This is a genomic window from Marinibacterium sp. SX1, assembly GCF_050389775.1.
Classification (GTDB): Bacteria; Pseudomonadota; Alphaproteobacteria; order Rhodobacterales; family Rhodobacteraceae; genus Marinibacterium.
On record NZ_CP177146.1, the window covers coordinates 80004 to 97037 of the forward strand.

At 68.1% G+C, this 17034-nt stretch carries 15 protein-coding genes; 4 read left to right on the plus strand and 11 right to left on the minus strand.

All coding sequences use genetic code 11. From position 1 onward, the window contains the following. Positions 1-206 precede the first annotated feature (206 nt). From ACK3BB_RS22955 to ACK3BB_RS23005, 11 genes are all read right to left on the minus strand, one after another. On the minus strand, positions 207-1097 hold the full coding sequence (locus ACK3BB_RS22955) for an amidohydrolase family protein (protein ID WP_428929211.1): 891 nt from the start codon (positions 1095-1097) through the stop codon (positions 207-209). Then, positions 1094-2578 (minus strand): tripartite tricarboxylate transporter permease, encoded by a 1485-nt coding sequence (locus ACK3BB_RS22960; protein WP_428929212.1) that lies wholly within the window; start codon positions 2576-2578, stop codon positions 1094-1096. Before ACK3BB_RS22960 ends, ACK3BB_RS22955 begins: the two co-directional genes overlap by 4 nt. Continuing rightward, the gene (locus tag ACK3BB_RS22965) at positions 2575-3033 is read right to left on the minus strand and encodes a tripartite tricarboxylate transporter TctB family protein (protein ID WP_428929213.1); all 459 of its coding nucleotides are present in this window, start codon (positions 3031-3033) and stop codon (positions 2575-2577) included. Before ACK3BB_RS22965 ends, ACK3BB_RS22960 begins: the two co-directional genes overlap by 4 nt. A gap of 58 nt (positions 3034-3091) precedes the next feature. Next, the gene (locus tag ACK3BB_RS22970) at positions 3092-4057 is read right to left on the minus strand and encodes a tripartite tricarboxylate transporter substrate binding protein (protein WP_428929214.1); all 966 of its coding nucleotides are present in this window, start codon (positions 4055-4057) and stop codon (positions 3092-3094) included. 63 nt (positions 4058-4120) lie between these two features. After that, a complete protein-coding gene (locus ACK3BB_RS22975) occupies positions 4121-5632 on the minus strand; it encodes an aldehyde dehydrogenase (NADP(+)) (RefSeq protein WP_428929215.1) in 1512 nt (503 codons plus the stop codon). Positions 5633-5653: 21 nt separating this feature from the next. Beyond that, on the minus strand, positions 5654-6562 hold the full coding sequence (locus ACK3BB_RS22980) for a dihydrodipicolinate synthase family protein (RefSeq protein WP_428929216.1): 909 nt from the start codon (positions 6560-6562) through the stop codon (positions 5654-5656). Further along, the gene (locus ACK3BB_RS22985) at positions 6559-7734 is read right to left on the minus strand and encodes an L-rhamnonate dehydratase (protein ID WP_428929217.1); all 1176 of its coding nucleotides are present in this window, start codon (positions 7732-7734) and stop codon (positions 6559-6561) included. The genes ACK3BB_RS22980 and ACK3BB_RS22985 overlap by 4 nt, the downstream gene beginning before the upstream one ends. A gap of 73 nt (positions 7735-7807) precedes the next feature. Then, entirely contained in the window at positions 7808-8824 is a 1017-nt protein-coding gene (locus tag ACK3BB_RS22990; protein ID WP_428929218.1) for a 4-hydroxythreonine-4-phosphate dehydrogenase PdxA, read from the minus strand. Next, entirely contained in the window at positions 8821-10101 is a 1281-nt protein-coding gene (locus tag ACK3BB_RS22995) for a TRAP transporter large permease (protein WP_428929219.1), read from the minus strand. The genes ACK3BB_RS22990 and ACK3BB_RS22995 overlap by 4 nt, the downstream gene beginning before the upstream one ends. Further along, a complete protein-coding gene (locus ACK3BB_RS23000; protein ID WP_428929220.1) occupies positions 10098-10655 on the minus strand; it encodes a TRAP transporter small permease in 558 nt (185 codons plus the stop codon). The genes ACK3BB_RS22995 and ACK3BB_RS23000 overlap by 4 nt, the downstream gene beginning before the upstream one ends. A gap of 74 nt (positions 10656-10729) precedes the next feature. Continuing rightward, positions 10730-11716, minus strand: coding sequence for a TRAP transporter substrate-binding protein (locus ACK3BB_RS23005; protein WP_428929221.1), 987 nt, complete (start codon positions 11714-11716; stop codon positions 10730-10732). A 155-nt stretch (positions 11717-11871) separates the two neighbouring features. On the opposite strand from ACK3BB_RS23005, the gene ACK3BB_RS23010 reads away from it, so the two are divergent. The 4 genes from ACK3BB_RS23010 (at position 11872) to ACK3BB_RS23025 (ending at position 16910) form a co-directional block, all read left to right on the plus strand. Beyond that, entirely contained in the window at positions 11872-12525 is a 654-nt protein-coding gene (locus ACK3BB_RS23010; RefSeq protein WP_428929222.1) for a GntR family transcriptional regulator, read from the plus strand. A 720-nt stretch (positions 12526-13245) separates the two neighbouring features. Next, positions 13246-14259, plus strand: a complete 1014-nt coding sequence (locus ACK3BB_RS23015) for an NAD(P)H-dependent flavin oxidoreductase (protein WP_428929223.1) — start codon at positions 13246-13248, stop codon at positions 14257-14259. 486 nt (positions 14260-14745) lie between these two features. Continuing rightward, positions 14746-16140 (plus strand): amidase family protein, encoded by a 1395-nt coding sequence (locus tag ACK3BB_RS23020; RefSeq protein WP_428929224.1) that lies wholly within the window; start codon positions 14746-14748, stop codon positions 16138-16140. Beyond that, positions 16137-16910 carry an MOSC domain-containing protein gene (locus ACK3BB_RS23025; RefSeq protein WP_428929225.1) on the plus strand — a complete coding sequence of 258 codons (774 nt, stop codon included), beginning with the start codon at positions 16137-16139 and terminating at the stop codon, positions 16908-16910. Before ACK3BB_RS23020 ends, ACK3BB_RS23025 begins: the two co-directional genes overlap by 4 nt. Positions 16911-17034: the final 124 nt, after the last annotated feature.

Here is a 17034-nt window from a genome sequence, read left to right on the forward strand (position 1 = left end):
CCGGGACGCGTGGCGGCCCAAGATGAACAGGACAAGGCCCTGACACTGCGGTGCGCTGGGTGGGGCCGTCGACGCCGCCATGCAGACCCCGGCGCCGACAGGACGGCGGCGGGCGGCATCTTGCCTCAGGGGGCGACGGATGTTTGCAAAAAACGCCGCGCCCGGGGCATGGGCGCGGCGATCGGTTCGGGAACAGGCGGCGGCGATCAGGACGCGGGGGCCAGGCCGTAGACGGTTTCGGCAGTGCCCCGGAACAGCGCCTGGCGCGCGGCCTCGGGCAGATCGGCGGTGGCCGCGTCAAAGCCCGAAAAGATCGTGTCGAACGACCCGCACAGCCCGTCGACGGGGAAGTTCGACGCAAACATCGCCCGCTCGGGGCCGAAGGTGTCGACACAGAACCGGATGATCTCGCGGTTGTCCTCCAGCGACCACGGCCGGCCCGGCAGGCCGATGCCCGAGATCTTGACCCGCACCTGCGGCAGGGCGGCGAAATCGCGCATGGCCTGGCGCCAGCCGGCCAGCCCTTCGGCCGACCGGTCGGACGGCAGCCCGGCATGGTTCAGCACGATGGGCATCTCGGGGGCCAGGGCGGCCATGTCGGCGGCCTCGTGCAGGTGCCACCAGGGCGTCTGCAGGTCAAAGATCAGCCCGGCATCGGCCAGCCGGCGAAAGCCGTCGCGATAGGCCGGGTCCATCATGCCGCCCGCCGGACCGCCGGGCGCGGCATTGGCCCGGGGCTTGTGGCGGACCGAGCGCACGATGGGCAGCGCGGCATAGGCCGCCAGCACCTCGGGCAGGTCGTCGCGATCCAGCCAGGCCTGGGCGACATGGGCCGCCGGGCGGCCGGTCTCGTCGCGCAGGCGCTGCATCCATTCGGCCTCGCCGGTGGGATCGGCCGGATCCCATTCGCCTTCCATGGTCACCGTGGCCACCACGTCCCAGCCTGCCGTGGCGGCATCGTATTCCGGGGCCATGAAGCGGACGCGGATCGACGTGTAATCGCCGTAGCGGAAGGGGATCATCGGCTCGTCCCGCAGCCAGGGGTGATAATTGGCCGCCGGATCCCAGTAATGGTGATGCGCGTCGATGATCTTCATGCCCGGGTCTCCGTCGGTTTGCGCAGGTGCCGCAACAGGGGCACCACCCAGATGGCCAGCACGATCAGGCCCAGCACGGCAGCCACCGGCCGCGAGAAGAAGATCGACAGATCGCCTTCGGACTTGAGCATGGAGGTCACGAAGTTGAATTCCAGCATGCCGCCCAGCACGATGCCCAGGATCGCCGGGGCCAAGGGGATGCCGTTTTCCTCGAAGAGCCAGCCGATCACGCCGAAGGCCAGCATGGTCAGCACGCCGAAGGCCGAATTGTTGATGGCAAAGCTGCCGACGATGCAGCAGGCCAGCACGACCGGGGCGAAATAGCAGGGCTGCAGGCGCAGCAGGTTGCGCGACAACTTGATGATCGCCCAGCCGAAGGGGATCAGCAGCAAGTTGGCCAGCAGGAAGGCGATGAAGATGGCATAGACCAGCTCGGGCGTCTTGACGAAGATGATCGGCCCGGGCTCCAGGCCCTTGAGGTAGAGCACGCCGATGACGATGGCCGTGATGCTGTCGCCGGGAATGCCGAAGACCAGCGTGGGCACCCAGGCGCCCGACAGCCCGCCGTTGTTGGCCGCGCCGGCCTCGATCAGGCCTTCGTCATGGCCCTTGCCAAAGGCTTCGGGCGTCTTCGACTGGCGCTTGGCCATGGCATAGGCGACCCAGGCGGCAATGTCGGCCCCAGCGCCGGGCAGGGCGCCGATGACCGAGCCGGTGACGCTGCCCCGGACCAGGTTGCGCCAGCGGCGGCGCATGACCCCGCCCAGGCCCGGAAAGATCGGACCCATGGCCGGCGGTTCCTGGCGGGTCGAGCGGGCGGTGATGTTCTTGAGAACCTCGGGCAGGGCGAACATGCCGATCATCGCGGGGATGAAGCTGACCCCGCCCATCAGTTCGATCGACCCGAAGGTAAAACGAGGCTGGCCGGCCACGGCATCGATGCCGATGGTGGCGACCCACAGGCCGAACATCAGCGACAGGATGCCCTTGAGCGCCGAGCCGGCCGAGATGATCGCGGCGCAGGTCAGGCCCAGCAGGGCCAGCCAGAAATATTCGACAGACGAGAAATTGGTGGCAAAGCGCGCCAGCATTGGCGCGACGGTCATCAGCAGGATGACCCCCACGACGCCCCCGAAACAGGCCGAGACCATCGACAGGCCAAGCGCGCGTTCGGGCCGGCCGGCCTTGGACATGGCATAGCCGTCCTCGACATAGGCGGCCGAGGCCGGGGTGCCGGGGATGCGCAGCAGGGTGCCGGGAATGTCGCCGGCAAAGATGGCCATGGCGGCCAGCGCGGCGATGGCGGAAATGGCCGGCACCGGGTCCATGAAATAGGTGATCGGGATCAGCAGGGCCACGCCCATCACGGCGGTCAGCCCGGGAATGGCGCCCAGGACGATGCCCAGCAGGCTGGCCACGACGATGGTGCCCAGCACATCGGGCTGGGCGACAAGTTCGACGGCCGAGAGAAGCACGCTCATGGCAGGATCCTTTCGATCAGGCCCAGGGGCAGGGGCACGCGCAGCAATTCGCCGAAGATCAGGTAGAGCACGACAGCCATGCCCAGCCCCGTCGCGGCCGAGGGCCACAGCCGGCCGCCGGCCATCACGGCCAGGCCGGCGATCAGCAGGGCGGTGGTCAGGATGAAGCCCAGCAGCGGCGAGATCAGCACCCAGCCGATCACGGCGGCCAGGATCGCGGCGACTTTCATCCCCGAGCTGCCGCGCAGCATGTCGCCCACGCGGACCAGCTGGCCCCGGGCGCCGGTCACGGCAAAAGCGATGCCGCACAGGATGAGCGCGCCGCCCAAGAGGCGCGGAAAGAAGGCCGAGCCGAATTGCTGGCCCGGGATCTCGCGGAAGCCCAGCGTGCCGATGATGACGGCAATGCCGCCAAGAATGGCCAGCAGGCCGATGATGCGATCGTTGATTTGCATGGCGTACCAGCGGGTTGCCGGCGCCCGCTGATACGGACGCCGGTCTGCCGCCCTTTCGTTACTTTGCGAGACCCAGCTCGGTCAGCAGGGCCTTGGCCTCCTGGGAGAAGCCGGTGGCATAGGCCGAGAATGCCTCGGACCCGTCGAAGGTCGGCGTGATGCCGCGTTGGGCCAGGGCCTCTTGCACGGCGGCCGAACCATGGGCGGTGCGGGCGGCCTCTTCGATCTTGGCCTTGACGTCATCGGGCAGGCCGGCCGGCGCGCAGAGCGAGAACCAGTTGCTCATCGACCAGTCGGTGCCGCTTTCCTTCAGCGTCGGCACGTCGGGGAAGGCCGGCGAACGGTCGTCGGCCATGACCGCCAGGATCTTGACCTCGCCGGCATCGGCCAGGGCGCGGGCCTCGATCGGCGAGCCGGTAAAGACCGAGATGCCGCCGGCCAGCAGGTCCTGCAGCGCCGGGGCGCCGCCCTGCGAGGGGATGAAGCGCAGGCTGTCGACCTCGCCGCCCGCGGCCTGCATCATGCCGGCGGCGGCCATGTGCCAGGGGCCGCCGATGCCCGAGCCGGATGCGCTGAGATCGCCCTCCTTGGCCGCCGTCAGCACGTCTTCGACGCTGTCATAGGGGCTGTTGGCCGCAACGGTCACGCCGCCCGGGATCTCGGCCAGGCGCGAGATCAGGGTAAAGGTCTCGGGCGTCAGCGGGGCCAGGCCCACGGTGTCGAAATAGGTGATTTCCGAGGTGCAGGCGCCCAGCGTGTAGCCGTCGGCCCGGGAATTGGCGATGGTCGCATGACCCACGACGCCCGACCCGCCGGTGCGGTTGACGACGTTGATGGGCTGGCCGAGCGCCTCTTCGAAGCCCACGGCAAAGATGCGGATGATGGTGTCGGTGCCACCGCCGGCACCCCAGGGCACGATGATCGTGACCGGGCGTTCGGGGTAATCGGCCAGCGCGGGCGCGGCGGCCAGCGCGGCCAGGGCAGCGGCGCCGATGGTCCGGCCGAAGGTCTTGGCGAATGTCATGGGTGGTATCCTCCCGTCAGGGTGTTGGGTGCGCCCGCGCCCTCCCGGCGCGGGCACGGGTCGTCAGTGATCGGCGGGCATCAGCGCATCGGGGATGTTCTGGTAGCTCACCGGGCGCAGGAAGCGCCGGATCGACAGCGTGCCGACCGACGTCGCGCCGAAATTGGTCGAGGCCGGATAGGGCCCGCCATGGACCATGGCATCACAGACCTCAACCCCGGTCGGGAACCCGTTGGCCAGCACGCGGCCGGCCTTGCGTTCCAGAACGGGCATCAGCCGCGCGGCCAGGGCGGTGTCGCCCTCGTCCATCTGCAGGGTGCAGGTCAGCTGGCCTTCAAAGCCTTTTGCCAGCGTTTCCATCTCGTCGGGGTCCGAAACCCGCACGACCAGGCCGAGGGGCCCGAAGACCTCTTCGCCAAGCGCATGGTCCTGCAGGTAGCTGGCCGCATCGGTCTCGTAGAGGTTGGGCGAGGCATTGCGGCCTTCGTCGGCATTGGTCAGCAGCGGTTGCACGGCGTTGCGGCCGTCGAACCGGGACTTGCCGTCCTTGTAGGCTGCGGCGATGCCGTCGGTCAGCATGACCTGCGGGCCGACGGCCTTCAGTGCCTCGGCCGCCGCTGCCACAAGGGCATCGCCCTCGGGTCCGGCCATGACCACGGCGATGCCGGGGTTGGTGCAGAACTGGCCCGCGCCCATGGTCAGCGATCCGGCCCAGCCTTCGCCGATGGCCGCGCCACGGGCGGCGGTGGCCTCGGGCAGGACGAACATCGGGTTGACGCTGCCCAGCTCGCCGAAGAAGGGGATCGGCTCGGGCCGCTGCGCGCAGAGGTCAAAGAGCGCGCGCCCGCCGCCGAGCGAGCCGGTGAAGCCCACGGCCTTGATCAGCGGGTGCTGGACCAGCGCCGTGCCCACGTCGCGGCGCCCGCCCTGGATGTTCGAGAACACGCCCGGATGCATGCCGGTCTTGGCGATGGCCGCATGGATGGCCTCGCTGATGATCTCGCCGGTGCCGGGATGGGCCGAATGGCCCTTGACCACGACGGGGCAGCCGGCGGCCAGCGCGGCGGCGGTGTCACCGCCGGCGGTGGAAAAGGCCAGCGGGAAGTTCGACGCGCCGAAGACCGCGACCGGGCCGATGGGCCGCTGCACCATCTTGAGGTCGGGCCGGGGCAGGGGCGCACGATCGGGCAGGGCCGGGTCGTGGCGCTTGTCGAGGTAATCGCCCTTGAGGATATGCTCGGCAAAGAGCCGCAGCTGGCCGGTGGTCCGGCCTCGTTCGCCCTGCAGGCGGCCCTCGGGCAGGCCGCTTTCCTGGCTGCCGATCTCGGTGATCGCCTCGGCGCGGGCCTCGATCTCGTCGGCGATGGCGTTCAGAAAGGCCGCCCGTTCGGCCGCCGTGGTATAGCCATAGGACCAGAAGGCCTCTTCGGCCGCCTGGCAGGCCCGGTCGACCAGGTCGACCGTACCCACGGAAAAGTCACGCGCCGGCCCGTGGGCGGGCTGCGAGGCGAAGGTCTGGCTGCCGCCGACCCATTCGCCGGCGATCAGGTGTTTGCCATGTGTCTCGTATGTCATCACATCGGTCCTTCTGTTCGTTCACTTGCCCCAGCGGAGCACGACCGGATCCAGCGGCCGGATCAGGCGCATCAGCAGGTCGCGGATCTGCGGGTGCAGGGGCGGGATCGGGTGGCGGCAGAAGTCCGAGGCGATGACCCCGCCTTCGACCATGGCCGCCTTGGCCGAGCGGAACCCGCATTGCCGGTTCTCGTGGTTGATCGCCATGGCCACCCGTTCATAGGCCGCCAGCATCCCGTCGCGGTCGCCCCTTGCATGGGCATCGAGCACCGGGCGGATCTGGTCGGGGATCATGGCCGAGGTCATCGTGCCCGTCGCCCCGGCTTCGAGATCGGCGGGCAGGGTGATGGCCTCTTCGCCGTCGAACGGCGCCTCGATGGCCGGGCCGCCCTCGGCGATCAGCGCCCGCAGCTTGCCGGCGGCCTGGGGGCATTCGATCTTGAAGAGCTTCACCATCTCGATCTCCTGCGCCATCCGCACCAGCAGCGGCACCGGAAGCTCGACCCCCGACAGCGGCGCGTCCTGCACCATGATCGGGATGCCGACCTCGCCGACCCGGGCGAATTGCTCGAACGTCTGGTCGGGCGTGCCCTTCATCAGGGCCCCGTGGTAGGGCGGCATCATCATCACGCTGTCGGCCCCGTGGGCCTTGGCATGACGTGCCCGCTCGACGGCAATGTCGGTGGCATAATGGCTGATCGTCACGATCACCGGCAGGCGGCCGGCCATGTGGGCCAGCGACACTTCGGTCAGCTTGCGGCGCTCTTCATCCGAGATCAGGAACTGCTCGGAGAAATTGGCCAGGATGCAGATGCCGTCGTTGCCCTGGTCGACCATGCAGTCGACGACACGTTTCATGCCCTCGTAATCGACGGTGCCATCGGGGTTGAAGGGCGTCGGCGCGACGGGCCAGATACCGGACCAGCTCATTCCACGATCTCGAAGTTGTGCAGGTGCTTGTCGGAAATGGTGATGCCCAGGCCGGGCTTGTCGTCATCCAGCTGCAGGAAGCCGTCGACCGCCTCGGGATCGCCTTCGAAGATGTAGTAGAACAGCTCGTTGCCGACCTCGACGTCGAAGACCGGGAAGTATTCGCTGATCGGGCAATTCGCATTGGCCATGGTCAGGTGGTAATTGTGCACCTGGCCGGCATGCGGGATGACCGGGATCTGCGCCGCCTCGGCGATGGCGTTGATCTTTTGCGCCGCGGTGATGCCGCCCACGCGGTTGGTGTCGTATTGCAGGACGCTGACGGCCTTTTTCTGGATCAGGTCGTTGCAGCCCATGATCGAGAATTCATGCTCGCCGCCCGAGATCGGCACGATGTTCATGGCGTTCAGCTCGGCATAGCCTTCGACGTCATCGGCAATGACCGGTTCTTCCAGCCAGCGCGGTTCGTACTTGGCCAGCTTGGGCAGCATGCGCTTGGCGTAATCCAGGTTCCAGCCCATGTAACATTCGAGCATCAGGTCGTTGTCGTAGCCGATGACCTCGCGCAGGGCCTCGACCCGCTTGAGGTTCTCGCGCATGCCCGGCATGCCGTCCTTGGGGCCATAGCCGAAACGCGACTTGTAGGCCGTGTAGCCGTTCTTCATGGCCTCTTCGGCCTCGGCCTGCATGGATTCGACCGGCCCGGCGTAAAGCTTGGAGTAATAGACCGGGATCTTTTCCTTGGTCCGCCCGCCGAGCAGCTTGAAGACCGGCTTGCCGACCAGCTTGCCCATCAGGTCCCAGATGGCGATGTCGATGGCCGAAATGGCCGTCATGCCGATGCCCTTGCGGCCCCAGGCATGGGTGCGGCGGTACATCTTTTCCCAGATATAGGCATAGTCGAACGGATCCTCGCCGATGACCAGCGGGGCATACCAATCGTCGATGGCCTTCTTGACGACGCCGGGCGCCAGGGCGGCGTTGCCGATGCCGATGGTGCCGTCTTCGGTCTCGATCTCGCAGGTCAGCCACTGGTGGAACCGGAACGAGGCCATGGCATCGCCCTTCATCCACAGCGCGTCCGAGGCATTGGTGCAGAAATTGCCGGTCGGCGGAACGGTCGGGCCGGTCCAGTTCCAGACGCGGGTGCGAACGGATTTGATCTTGGTCATCTCACTCTTCCTTGTCAGGCGGGGCGGCCGGGGCCTGCGCGGGCGCAGGCGGGGCCGAACGTGATCTTGCGGGTCAGGCCGCCGCGCGGGCGGCGCGGTGGTTGCGGGCCATGCGGACCAGCAGGTTGAAGGCCTGCAGCGTGGCGCCGACATTGGCCTGTTGCTGGCCGGCGATGTCGAAGGCCGTGCCATGGGCCGGGGTGGCCACCGGGATCGGCAGGCCGCCGGCCACGGTCACGCCGCGTTCAAAGCCCATCAGCTTGATCGCGATCTGGCCCTGGTCGTGGTACATCGTGACCACGGCATCGACCTCGCCGCGCTTGGCTTTCAGGAACACAGTGTCCGAAGGCCAGGGGCCGGTGACGTTCTTTTGCTTGGCCTGGGCGGCCTCGACCACCGGCTGCAGGATGTCGATTTCCTCGCGGCCGAACTTGCCGTTGTCGCCGGCATGGGGGTTCAGCGCGGCCACGGCGATGTGGGGGCGGTCCTTGCCGGCGCGTTTCAGCGTGTCCTCGGCCAGGCCGATGGCCTTTTCGACGGCCTCGGCCGAGATCCGTTCGGCCACTTCGCGCAGGCCGATATGGCTGGTCACGCGGGTGGTCATCAGGTCGTCGAGCACGTTGATTTCGCTGTGATAGCCGGTGAAGCCCAGGTAGCGCGCCATGTAGCGGTGCTCGTCCTCGGCATTCAGCCCGGCGCTGGTCAGCGCGGCCTTGTTGAAGGGCCCGAAGAGCACACCGTCGACCTTGCCGGCCTGGGCCAGGTCCAGGGCCTTGTCGAGGCAGCGCAGGCTGCAGGTGCCGCCTTCGACGGTGACCTCGGCGACCTTGACGTCGTCGGGCGCGATGGTCTCCATCGGCAGCCAGTTGACGCCTTCGGCCGTGCCGGCCGCGTCTTCGCCGATCTCGGCCAGGGCGACGGGCAGGCCCGACTGGGCCGCCCCCTGTTCCCAGACGTGGCCGTCTCCGACCAGGACGATGTCGGCGGCGTCGGTCACGCCGTCTTCGTTGAGCAGCCGGGCGATCAGTTCCGGGCCGATCCCCGACGGGTCGCCGGGAATGATCGCGATGCGTGGTTTCGTATCTGTCATTGGATGTACCCCGTAAGAGCGAGAGACACCTGCGGCACGTAAGTGACCAGCAAGAGGATGAATGCGAGAACGCCGATGAACGGCAGGTTGGTGCGGGAGGTTTCCCAGATCCCGGCCTTGGCGATCGAGCAGGAGGTGATCAGCACCGAGGCGACCGGGGGGGTCTGCTGGCCGATGGCCAGGTTGAGGGTGACCATGATGCCGAAATGCACCGGGTCGATGCCCACGGCATTGACCAGCGGCATGACGACGGGGACCACCAGGATGATCGCCGCGGCGCCGTGCAGGAACATGCCCAGCACCAGCAGCAGCAGGTTGAGAAGGGCCAGCACGATCAGCGGGTTGGTTGTCAGGTCGGTGATCTGCTGGGCCAGGGTCTGGGGCACCTGGGCCTGGGTCAGGAACAGGCCGAGGGCGGCCGAGGTGGCGACCAGCAGCATGACCACACCGGTCTGGCTGACGCCTTCCAGCATGACCTTGCGCAGCCGCGACACGTCGAGATCGCGATAGACGAAGATGCCGATGACCAGCGCGGCCAGCACCGCCAGCCCGGCGCCTTCGGTGGCCGTGACCACGCCCGAAAAGATGCCGCCCAGGATGATCACGGGCATCAGCAGCGCCCAGATGGCCTCCTTGAACGACCGCCAGACATGGCACAGGTCAAAGCCTTCGGCGCGCGGCAGGTCATAGCGCACGGCCAGGCCATAGGTCACGGCCATCAGCAGCGCCCCGCCCATCACGCCGGGCACGATGCCCGCGACGAAAAGCTTGAGCACCGAGACCTCGGCAATGGCGCCATAGAGGATCATCGGGATCGACGGCGGAATGATGATGGCCAGCGACGCCGAGGACGAGGTGATCGCCGCGGCCAGCGTGCGCGAATAGCCGCGTTTCTTCATCTCGGGGATCAGCACGGTGCCGGTGGCGGCCACGTCGGCCACGGCCGAGCCGGAAATCTCGGCAAAGACCATGGACACGCCGATATTGACCATGCCCAGCCCGCCGCGGACGAACCCGATCAGGGCGGTGACGAAGTTGATCAGCCGGACCGAGATGCCCGAGGTATTCATCAGGTTGCCGGCCAGGATGAACAGCGGGATGGCGATCAGCGGAAAGGACGTGGCCCCGGAATAGAGCGCGATGGCCATGTCATAAAGCGTGGCCCCGCCCGGGGTCAGCAGCAGGCCGCCCAGCGAGACGATGCCGATGGCCACGGCGATGGGCACGTTGATCAGGATCAGCCCGATCAGGGCCACGGTGGTGCACAGCAGGATCATTTGCCGTCCTCCTTCTGGGCGGCGTTTTCACGTTCGGCTTCGGCGATGGCCTGTTCGATCTCGGCATGGTCGGTGTCGATGCCCTGTGCGGCCATGGCGATGGCCCGGGGCATGGTCAGAACGGTGCCGATGATCATCAGCACGGCCGAAACGGGGATGATCGACTGGACGATGTCCAGGGTCATCCAGCGGATGCTGAGCAGCGAGTCCCACTTGGCCACGGCCAGCACGGCATTGCCGTACCAGGCGACGACGGCAAAGAAACCGATGACCAGGATCTCGGAAAAGATGGCCAGGGCCACGGCGGCGTTGCGGGGCAGGGCGGTGACGATGCCGCCAAAGCTCATGTGCTGGCGCAGGAAGACCGCGTAGGTCGCGCCGAAATAGGTCAGCCAGGCCAGCAGGACGCTGGCAATCTCGTCATACCAGGACGGCGAGGCGCCGAGATAGCGCATGGTCGTCGAATAGACCACGGCCAGGGCCAGGGTCACGAGCAGCGCAAGGCAAATGGTCTCGATCGCCCAGAGGAGCGTTTTTTCGATCTTCGCGATCATCAGGGAATTCCCGTGTGACTGGGGACAGGGGGATACCGGGCGGGGGAGGCTCCGCCCGGCATCCCGTCCGGGTGTCAGTCTGCGGCCAGCGCCTGGGCGCGGCTGACCAGCGCGTCACCGCCATCGACCTGGGCGGCAAAGGCGGCATAGACCGGGGCCGAGGCGGCGATGAAGGCCGCCTTGTCGGCTTCGTTGACTTCCATACCCGCGGCTTCGACCTTGGCCACCAGCTCGGTGTCGGCGGCTTCGCCCTGGGCCAGCGACCAGTCCTGGACGCCGGCGGCCACGGTGGTCACGGCTTCTTTCACGTCGTCGGGCAGCTTCTGCCAGGTGCCCATGCCCGAGGTCAGGTAGGTCGGCGAATAGACATGGCCGGTCATGCTCAGGTAGCCCTGGACTTCCTGGAAATTCGCCCCGGTGATGTTGGTCAGCGGGTTTTCCTGGCCGTCCATCGTGCCCGTCTGAAGGGCGACGAAGACCTCGGAAAAGGCCATGGGCGTCGGGTTGGCGCCCCATTCCTTGAACATGGCAATGCGCCATTCCGACGAAGGCGTGCGGATCTTCAGGCCCTTGAGATCCTCGGGCGTGTTGATCGGCCGCGCGTTGTTGGTGATCTGGCGAAAGCCGTTTTCCCAGGTCGACAGGACCTTCAGCCCGGCCTTCTCTGCCTTGGGCGCCAGCTCGGCCTGGACGATCTCGGTGTCGATGGCCTTCAGGTGGTCGCGGTCCTGGACCAGGAAGGGCATGTCGAACAGGGCGAATTCCGGGGCCACGTTGGTCATGATCGACGAGATCAGCGTGAACTGGACGGTGCCGAGCCGCAGTTTCTGCATCAGCTCCTTTTCGTCGCCCAGCTGGCCGTCGGCATAGAACTCGACGGTGTGGGCGTCGCCCAGCTCGGTCTGCAGGTCCTCGGCGAATTTCGCCGCGCTGCGCCCTTGCAGGCTGTTCGATGCCGCCCCCACGGCCACGATGTAGGTCTCTGCAAGGACCGGCGCCGCCGCAAGCGACAGGGCGCAGGTCATCAGGCCGGCGGTCAGGCCGGTACGAAGGGTTTTCATTGGCTGGTCTCCTCTCCCAGGTGTGAATGAATCCCGCATATCTGCTGAATGTATTTTGTATACATGTGGAAAGTATGGACGGGCAAGAAGAATGTGGATATTGTGGTGCCGCGCTTTCGCGTCAGGCAAACTTTCGGAAAAACAGAGGCTTAGCTATGGGATCGTCCATTGCCATAACCAACCGCTCTCTCCACGACCAGGTGGCCAGCCGTGTGCGGGACCTGATCATCGAGGGCCGGCTGGAACCTGGCAGTCGAATCGACGAGGCAGCCCTGATCGAGGAACTGGGGGTGTCGCGCACGCCGTTCCGCGAGGCGCTGCGCACCCTGGCGGCCGAAGGGCTGGTCATCGTGCGGCCGTCCAAGGGCAGCATCGTGCGCAAGCTGACGCCCAAGGACGTGTTCTCGGCCTTGCAGGTGCTGGGCCATCTTGAAAAGCTGGGCGGGGAACTGGCCTGCGAGCAGGCCAGCGACGACGAGATCGCGGCGCTGATCGCCCTGCATGAGCAGATGATGGGCCATTACCGCGATCGCGACCGGATGCCCTATTACAAGCTGAACCAGGAATTCCATTCGCGCCTGGCCGCGCTGTCGAAGAACGAGACGCTGCAGGAGATGCAGGCCAACATCCAGGCCCGGCTCAAGCGCATCCGCTACATCGGCAATGAAAAGCCCGAATACTGGGCCGGGGCCGTGGCTGATCACGAGGAAATGGTACGCGCCCTGGCCGACCGCGACGGCACGCGCCTGGGCGAGGCCATGGCCAGCCACCTGGCCAAGACCTGGGACCGGGTGCGGGACAGTATCTGACTGTAGGTGCGGTGTATGAAGGTGCTGTGTATATTGTGCGCGTGCTTTGCATAAATTGCGTGATGCAGTGCACATGGTGCGACCAAACTAATTCCCGAGTGGTGTGATCTGCGCCAACCGACGTCTGGCGCAGCCCCGTCCGCGATGCAGTTCACGGCGGCTAGCCGGGGCATAAGGCGGGGCATGGGGTATCCCGCCGCCCATCATGAAGCCTCCCCCCCCGGCGCCATACGGCGGTCGAAAGGCGATTTCTTGGATCACATGTCTCTATGAATGCGACCGTCGCCAAGGCCGTCTCCCGCGCCCGGCGTGACGCCCACGCTCTGCCGGCGCAGCCGGCCCCCACCGAAACAGCCACAACGACATGGTGCGTGGGCCAGTGCCAGTCCCGGGCAAGTCCCCCGCAACCGGCACGCCCCAAATAGCACCCACGCCATGACCAATCCCGGCCGGACCGGACCGAGACAGCCGCGCAGCGTGATACACTCGCCAAGTCCGATTCCAGCCCCCCGCAACCGGCCCACCCCAAATGGCGCCCACGGCCTCAACCCCAGACGGACCCCGCCGCAACCGCCGCGCCCGACACGGCGCCCACGCCGAAACCGACCCATGCGAACCACCCAAAGCCGCCGGACAAACCCTGTCGGCATTTCTGCCGATTACCCCCGTGTCACGCCCGGCCTAGACTGGCGGGATCTTTCCCCGCCGGAGGCCGCGCCCATGATCGACACCCCGCTGACCCAGATGTTCGGCCTCGACACGCCGATCGTGCAGGCCGGCATGGCCTTTGCCGGCATGACCCCCGACCTGGCCATTGCCGTGTCCAATGCCGGGGCCCTGGGCTCGGTGGCCATCGGGCCGATGCCCGTGCCGGTCATGCAGGCCTTGATCGACGGGGTGCGGGCCGGCACAGACCGGCCCTTCCATGTCAATTTCATCACGATCTACACCGACGAGGCCCATATCGACGCGCTCTGCGTCGATCCCGCGCCCGTCGCCGCGGCCAGCTTTCACTGGGGCCATCCGCCCCGCGCCTGGATCGACCGGCTGCAGGCCGCCGGCATCCGGGTGATCGAACAGCTCGGCTCGGTTGAAGCCGCCCGGCTGGCCGCCCGCGACGGGGTCGACGTGATCGTCGCCCAGGGCACCGAGGCCGGGGGCCACAATTTCGCGACCCTGCCGACCTTTGCCCTGCTGCCCCGGGTGGTCGATGCCGTGGGCGACGTGCCGGTCCTGGCCTCGGGCGGGGTGGCCGACGGGCGCGGGCTGGCGGCCGCGCTCTGCCTCGGTGCGGCCGGCGCCTGGGTCGGTTCGCGCTTGGTGGCCAGCGCCGAATCCAGCGCTCATGCCGAGTACAAGGCGCGGATCTGCGCCGCCGAGGGCAGCGACACCGTGCTCAGCCCGCTCTTCGGGCGCCAGGACCCGGCATTCAACCCGATGCGCGTGCTGCGCAACCGGGTGGTGGCCGAATTCGAAGGCCGCGAGGACGACGTTCCGGCCGACAACAGCGGCGAGCCGGTCGTCGGCCGCATGAGCCTGGGCGGGATGGACACCGAGCTGCGCCGGTTCGGCAATCTCGTGCCGATGACGGATGCCACCGGAGATTTCGACGAGCTGCCCCTGCTGGGCGGCCAGGGCATCGGCCTGGTCACCCGGGTCGAGCCCGCAGCGCAGATCATCGCCGAGATGACGGCCGGGGCCCGGGCCCTTCTGGGCCGTCCCGCCGTGTCATGATGTCCGCCGCCGTGCGCTGCGCGCCACGACCCGCCCTGGTGCCCGGCGCCGTTCGACGCCCAACCCGACGCGCCTCAAAGCCCACCGCTCTTTGGTATCCATCTCGACGCGACTGCAAGCCCGCCGTCGCTCGGTGTCCATCCCAACGCGCCATCACGCCCACCGCCGCCCGGACCTCATTTCGACCCGCCCTGATGTCCGCCGGCGCCCGACGCCCACATCGACCCGCCCTCACGCCCGCCGGTGACCAACCACCTCGATGCGCCATGGCGCCCGACGCCACCCACCCCGACGCATCTCGATACCCGCTGTCACCCAGTGCCACCCGCGACACGGGGTCGTCGCCACCACCGCCCACGTCCCCCGTTGCTCCCCGACGCCTAACGCCTCACCCTGAACCGGAAAACCCCTGGCGCCCGACCGCCCCGACGGCACCCTGCCAACCCTGACACCCGCCCCAAGGCCAACCACGAAGACCCCATGACAATGCCCGACACCCCCCGTTACGCGCCCATGCCCATCGCCGCCTTCCGCGCCCTGGCCGAAGACGGCGGTCCCGCCGCCGTGGCCCGCCACATGACCGACCGGCTGGGCCAGGTGGCCGGCTACAACGCCACAACCCAGGCCGACCCGGCCGGGTTCGAAACGATGCTGGCCGGCGCCGCGCCCGGCCCGCTGTCGGGCCTGCCCGTCGGGATCAAGGACAACATCGACGCCACGCCCTTTGCCACCACCGGCGGCAGCCCCGCCCTGCAGGGCCATCATCCCGACGCCGACGCGCCGCCCGTAGCCCGGCTGCGTGCAGCCGGGGCCCTGCCGATCCTCAAGCTCAACCTCCACGAGTTCGCCTTTGGCGTGACCTCGAACAACGCCGCTTATGGCCCGGTCCGAAACCCCGTCGACCCGGCCCGCATGGCCGGCGGGTCCTCGGGCGGCAGTGCGGCGGCCGTGGCCATGGGCCTGGTGCCCGCCGCTCTGGGCACGGATACCGGCGGCTCGGTGCGCATCCCGGCGGCCTTCTGCGGCATCTGCGGCTTCCGCCCCTCGACCGGCCGCTACCCCGACGGCGGCGTGCTGACCATCTCGACCACCCGCGACACGATCGGCCCGATGGCCGCCACTGTCGCCGATTGCGCCCTGCTCGACGCCGTGATCACCGGCCAGCATGACCTGCCCGATCTGCCGGCCCGGCCACTGCGCCTGGGCGTTTCCAGCGATGCCCGTTCGGGGCTGAACGCCGCCACCGATGCGGCCATGGACCGGGCGCTGAACAGCCTGGCCGCCGCCGGGATCGAGCTGGTGCCCCTGGACACCGCCGCCATCGACGCCGGCACGATCATCGCCGGCGATCCCGTGGCCTTCTGCGAGGGGCACCGATCCTTCACCGAGATCGCCCGCACCCGGGCCGGCCAGGATTTCGCCCGCTTCGCCGCGGCCATCGCCAGCCCGGATGTCGCCGGGATCTTCGCCGCCCTGCCCGGGCTGGCCCGCGATACCCATGACGCCTGGCAGGAGATCCTGTCCACCACCCTGCCGGAGCTGCGCGCGGCCTATGCCCGGCTGCTGGATTCGGCCCGGGTCGATGCCGTGCTCTCGGCCACCGTGCCCGTGCCGCCGCCGCTCTACGGCGAGGATGATACGCTGGCCGGCGATGGTGCCGACCTGCCGACCTTTCCGACGATCATCCGCAACACCACCCGGGCCTCGATGCTGGGCACGCCGTCGATCTCGCTACCCGCCGGGCGCGATGCCGGCGGGCTGCCCTTCGGGCTGATGGCCGAAACCGGCGCCGGCGACGACCGCCGCCTGCTGGCCGTGGCCCTGGCCATTGAAAGCGCGCTGGCCCCGCTGAACGCCCCGCACAAGGACACCCGCCCATGAATGGCCAGATCACCGCGCTCTACCACTACCCGATCAAGGGCCTGTCGCCCCAGCCCCTGCAACAGGTCGCGCTGCAGCCGGGCCAGGGCTTTCCCGCCGACCGCAGCTGGGGCTTTGCCCGCCACAACAGCGGGCTGGACCCCGAGAATTACCGCCCGCTGCCCAAGAACCGCTTCCTCGTGCTGATGACCGATGCCGCCCTGGCCGGGCTGCGCACGCATTATGATCCGCAGGCCGATGTGCTGACCGTGCACCAGGGTGACGCGCTGCGCCTCGAAACCGATCTGAACACCGCCGAAGGGGCCGCCCGGGCCGAGGATTTCATGGCCAGCTATCTCGACCTGGGCCCGGAGGAACGGCCGGTGCTGGCCCGGGGCGGCGACAACCGGTTCACCGACATTTCCGTCGTCTCGCCGCAGATGATGAACGCCGTGTCGCTGGTCAACCTGGCCTCGGTCCGCGATTTCGAAGCCCGGACCGGGCGGGCCGCCGATCCGCTGCGGTTCCGGGCCAACATCTATTTCGACGGCTGGCCGCCCCTGTCCGAGCTGGAGCTGGTCGACCGCGAAATCACCCTGGGCGACGTGCGCCTGCGGCTGTGCCTGCGCACCCGGCGCTGCCCGGCGACCGAGGTCAACCCGGCCACGGCCGAGCGCGACCTACCGGTGCCCCGGCTGCTGCAAGACCATTACGATCACGCCGACATGGGCATCTATGGCGAGGTCATCGCCGGCGGGACGCTGCGCGCGGGCACGACCATCACGTTGTGACCACGAAACCCCCGGACCAAGACCCCGACCAAACCCCCGGTCGGGAGCGCAAATTTCGCGCAAGGCCCGGGGCCGGGCGGGGGCGCGGGGGGCCTGACCACCGGAAGGGCTTTGGCCCGCGACC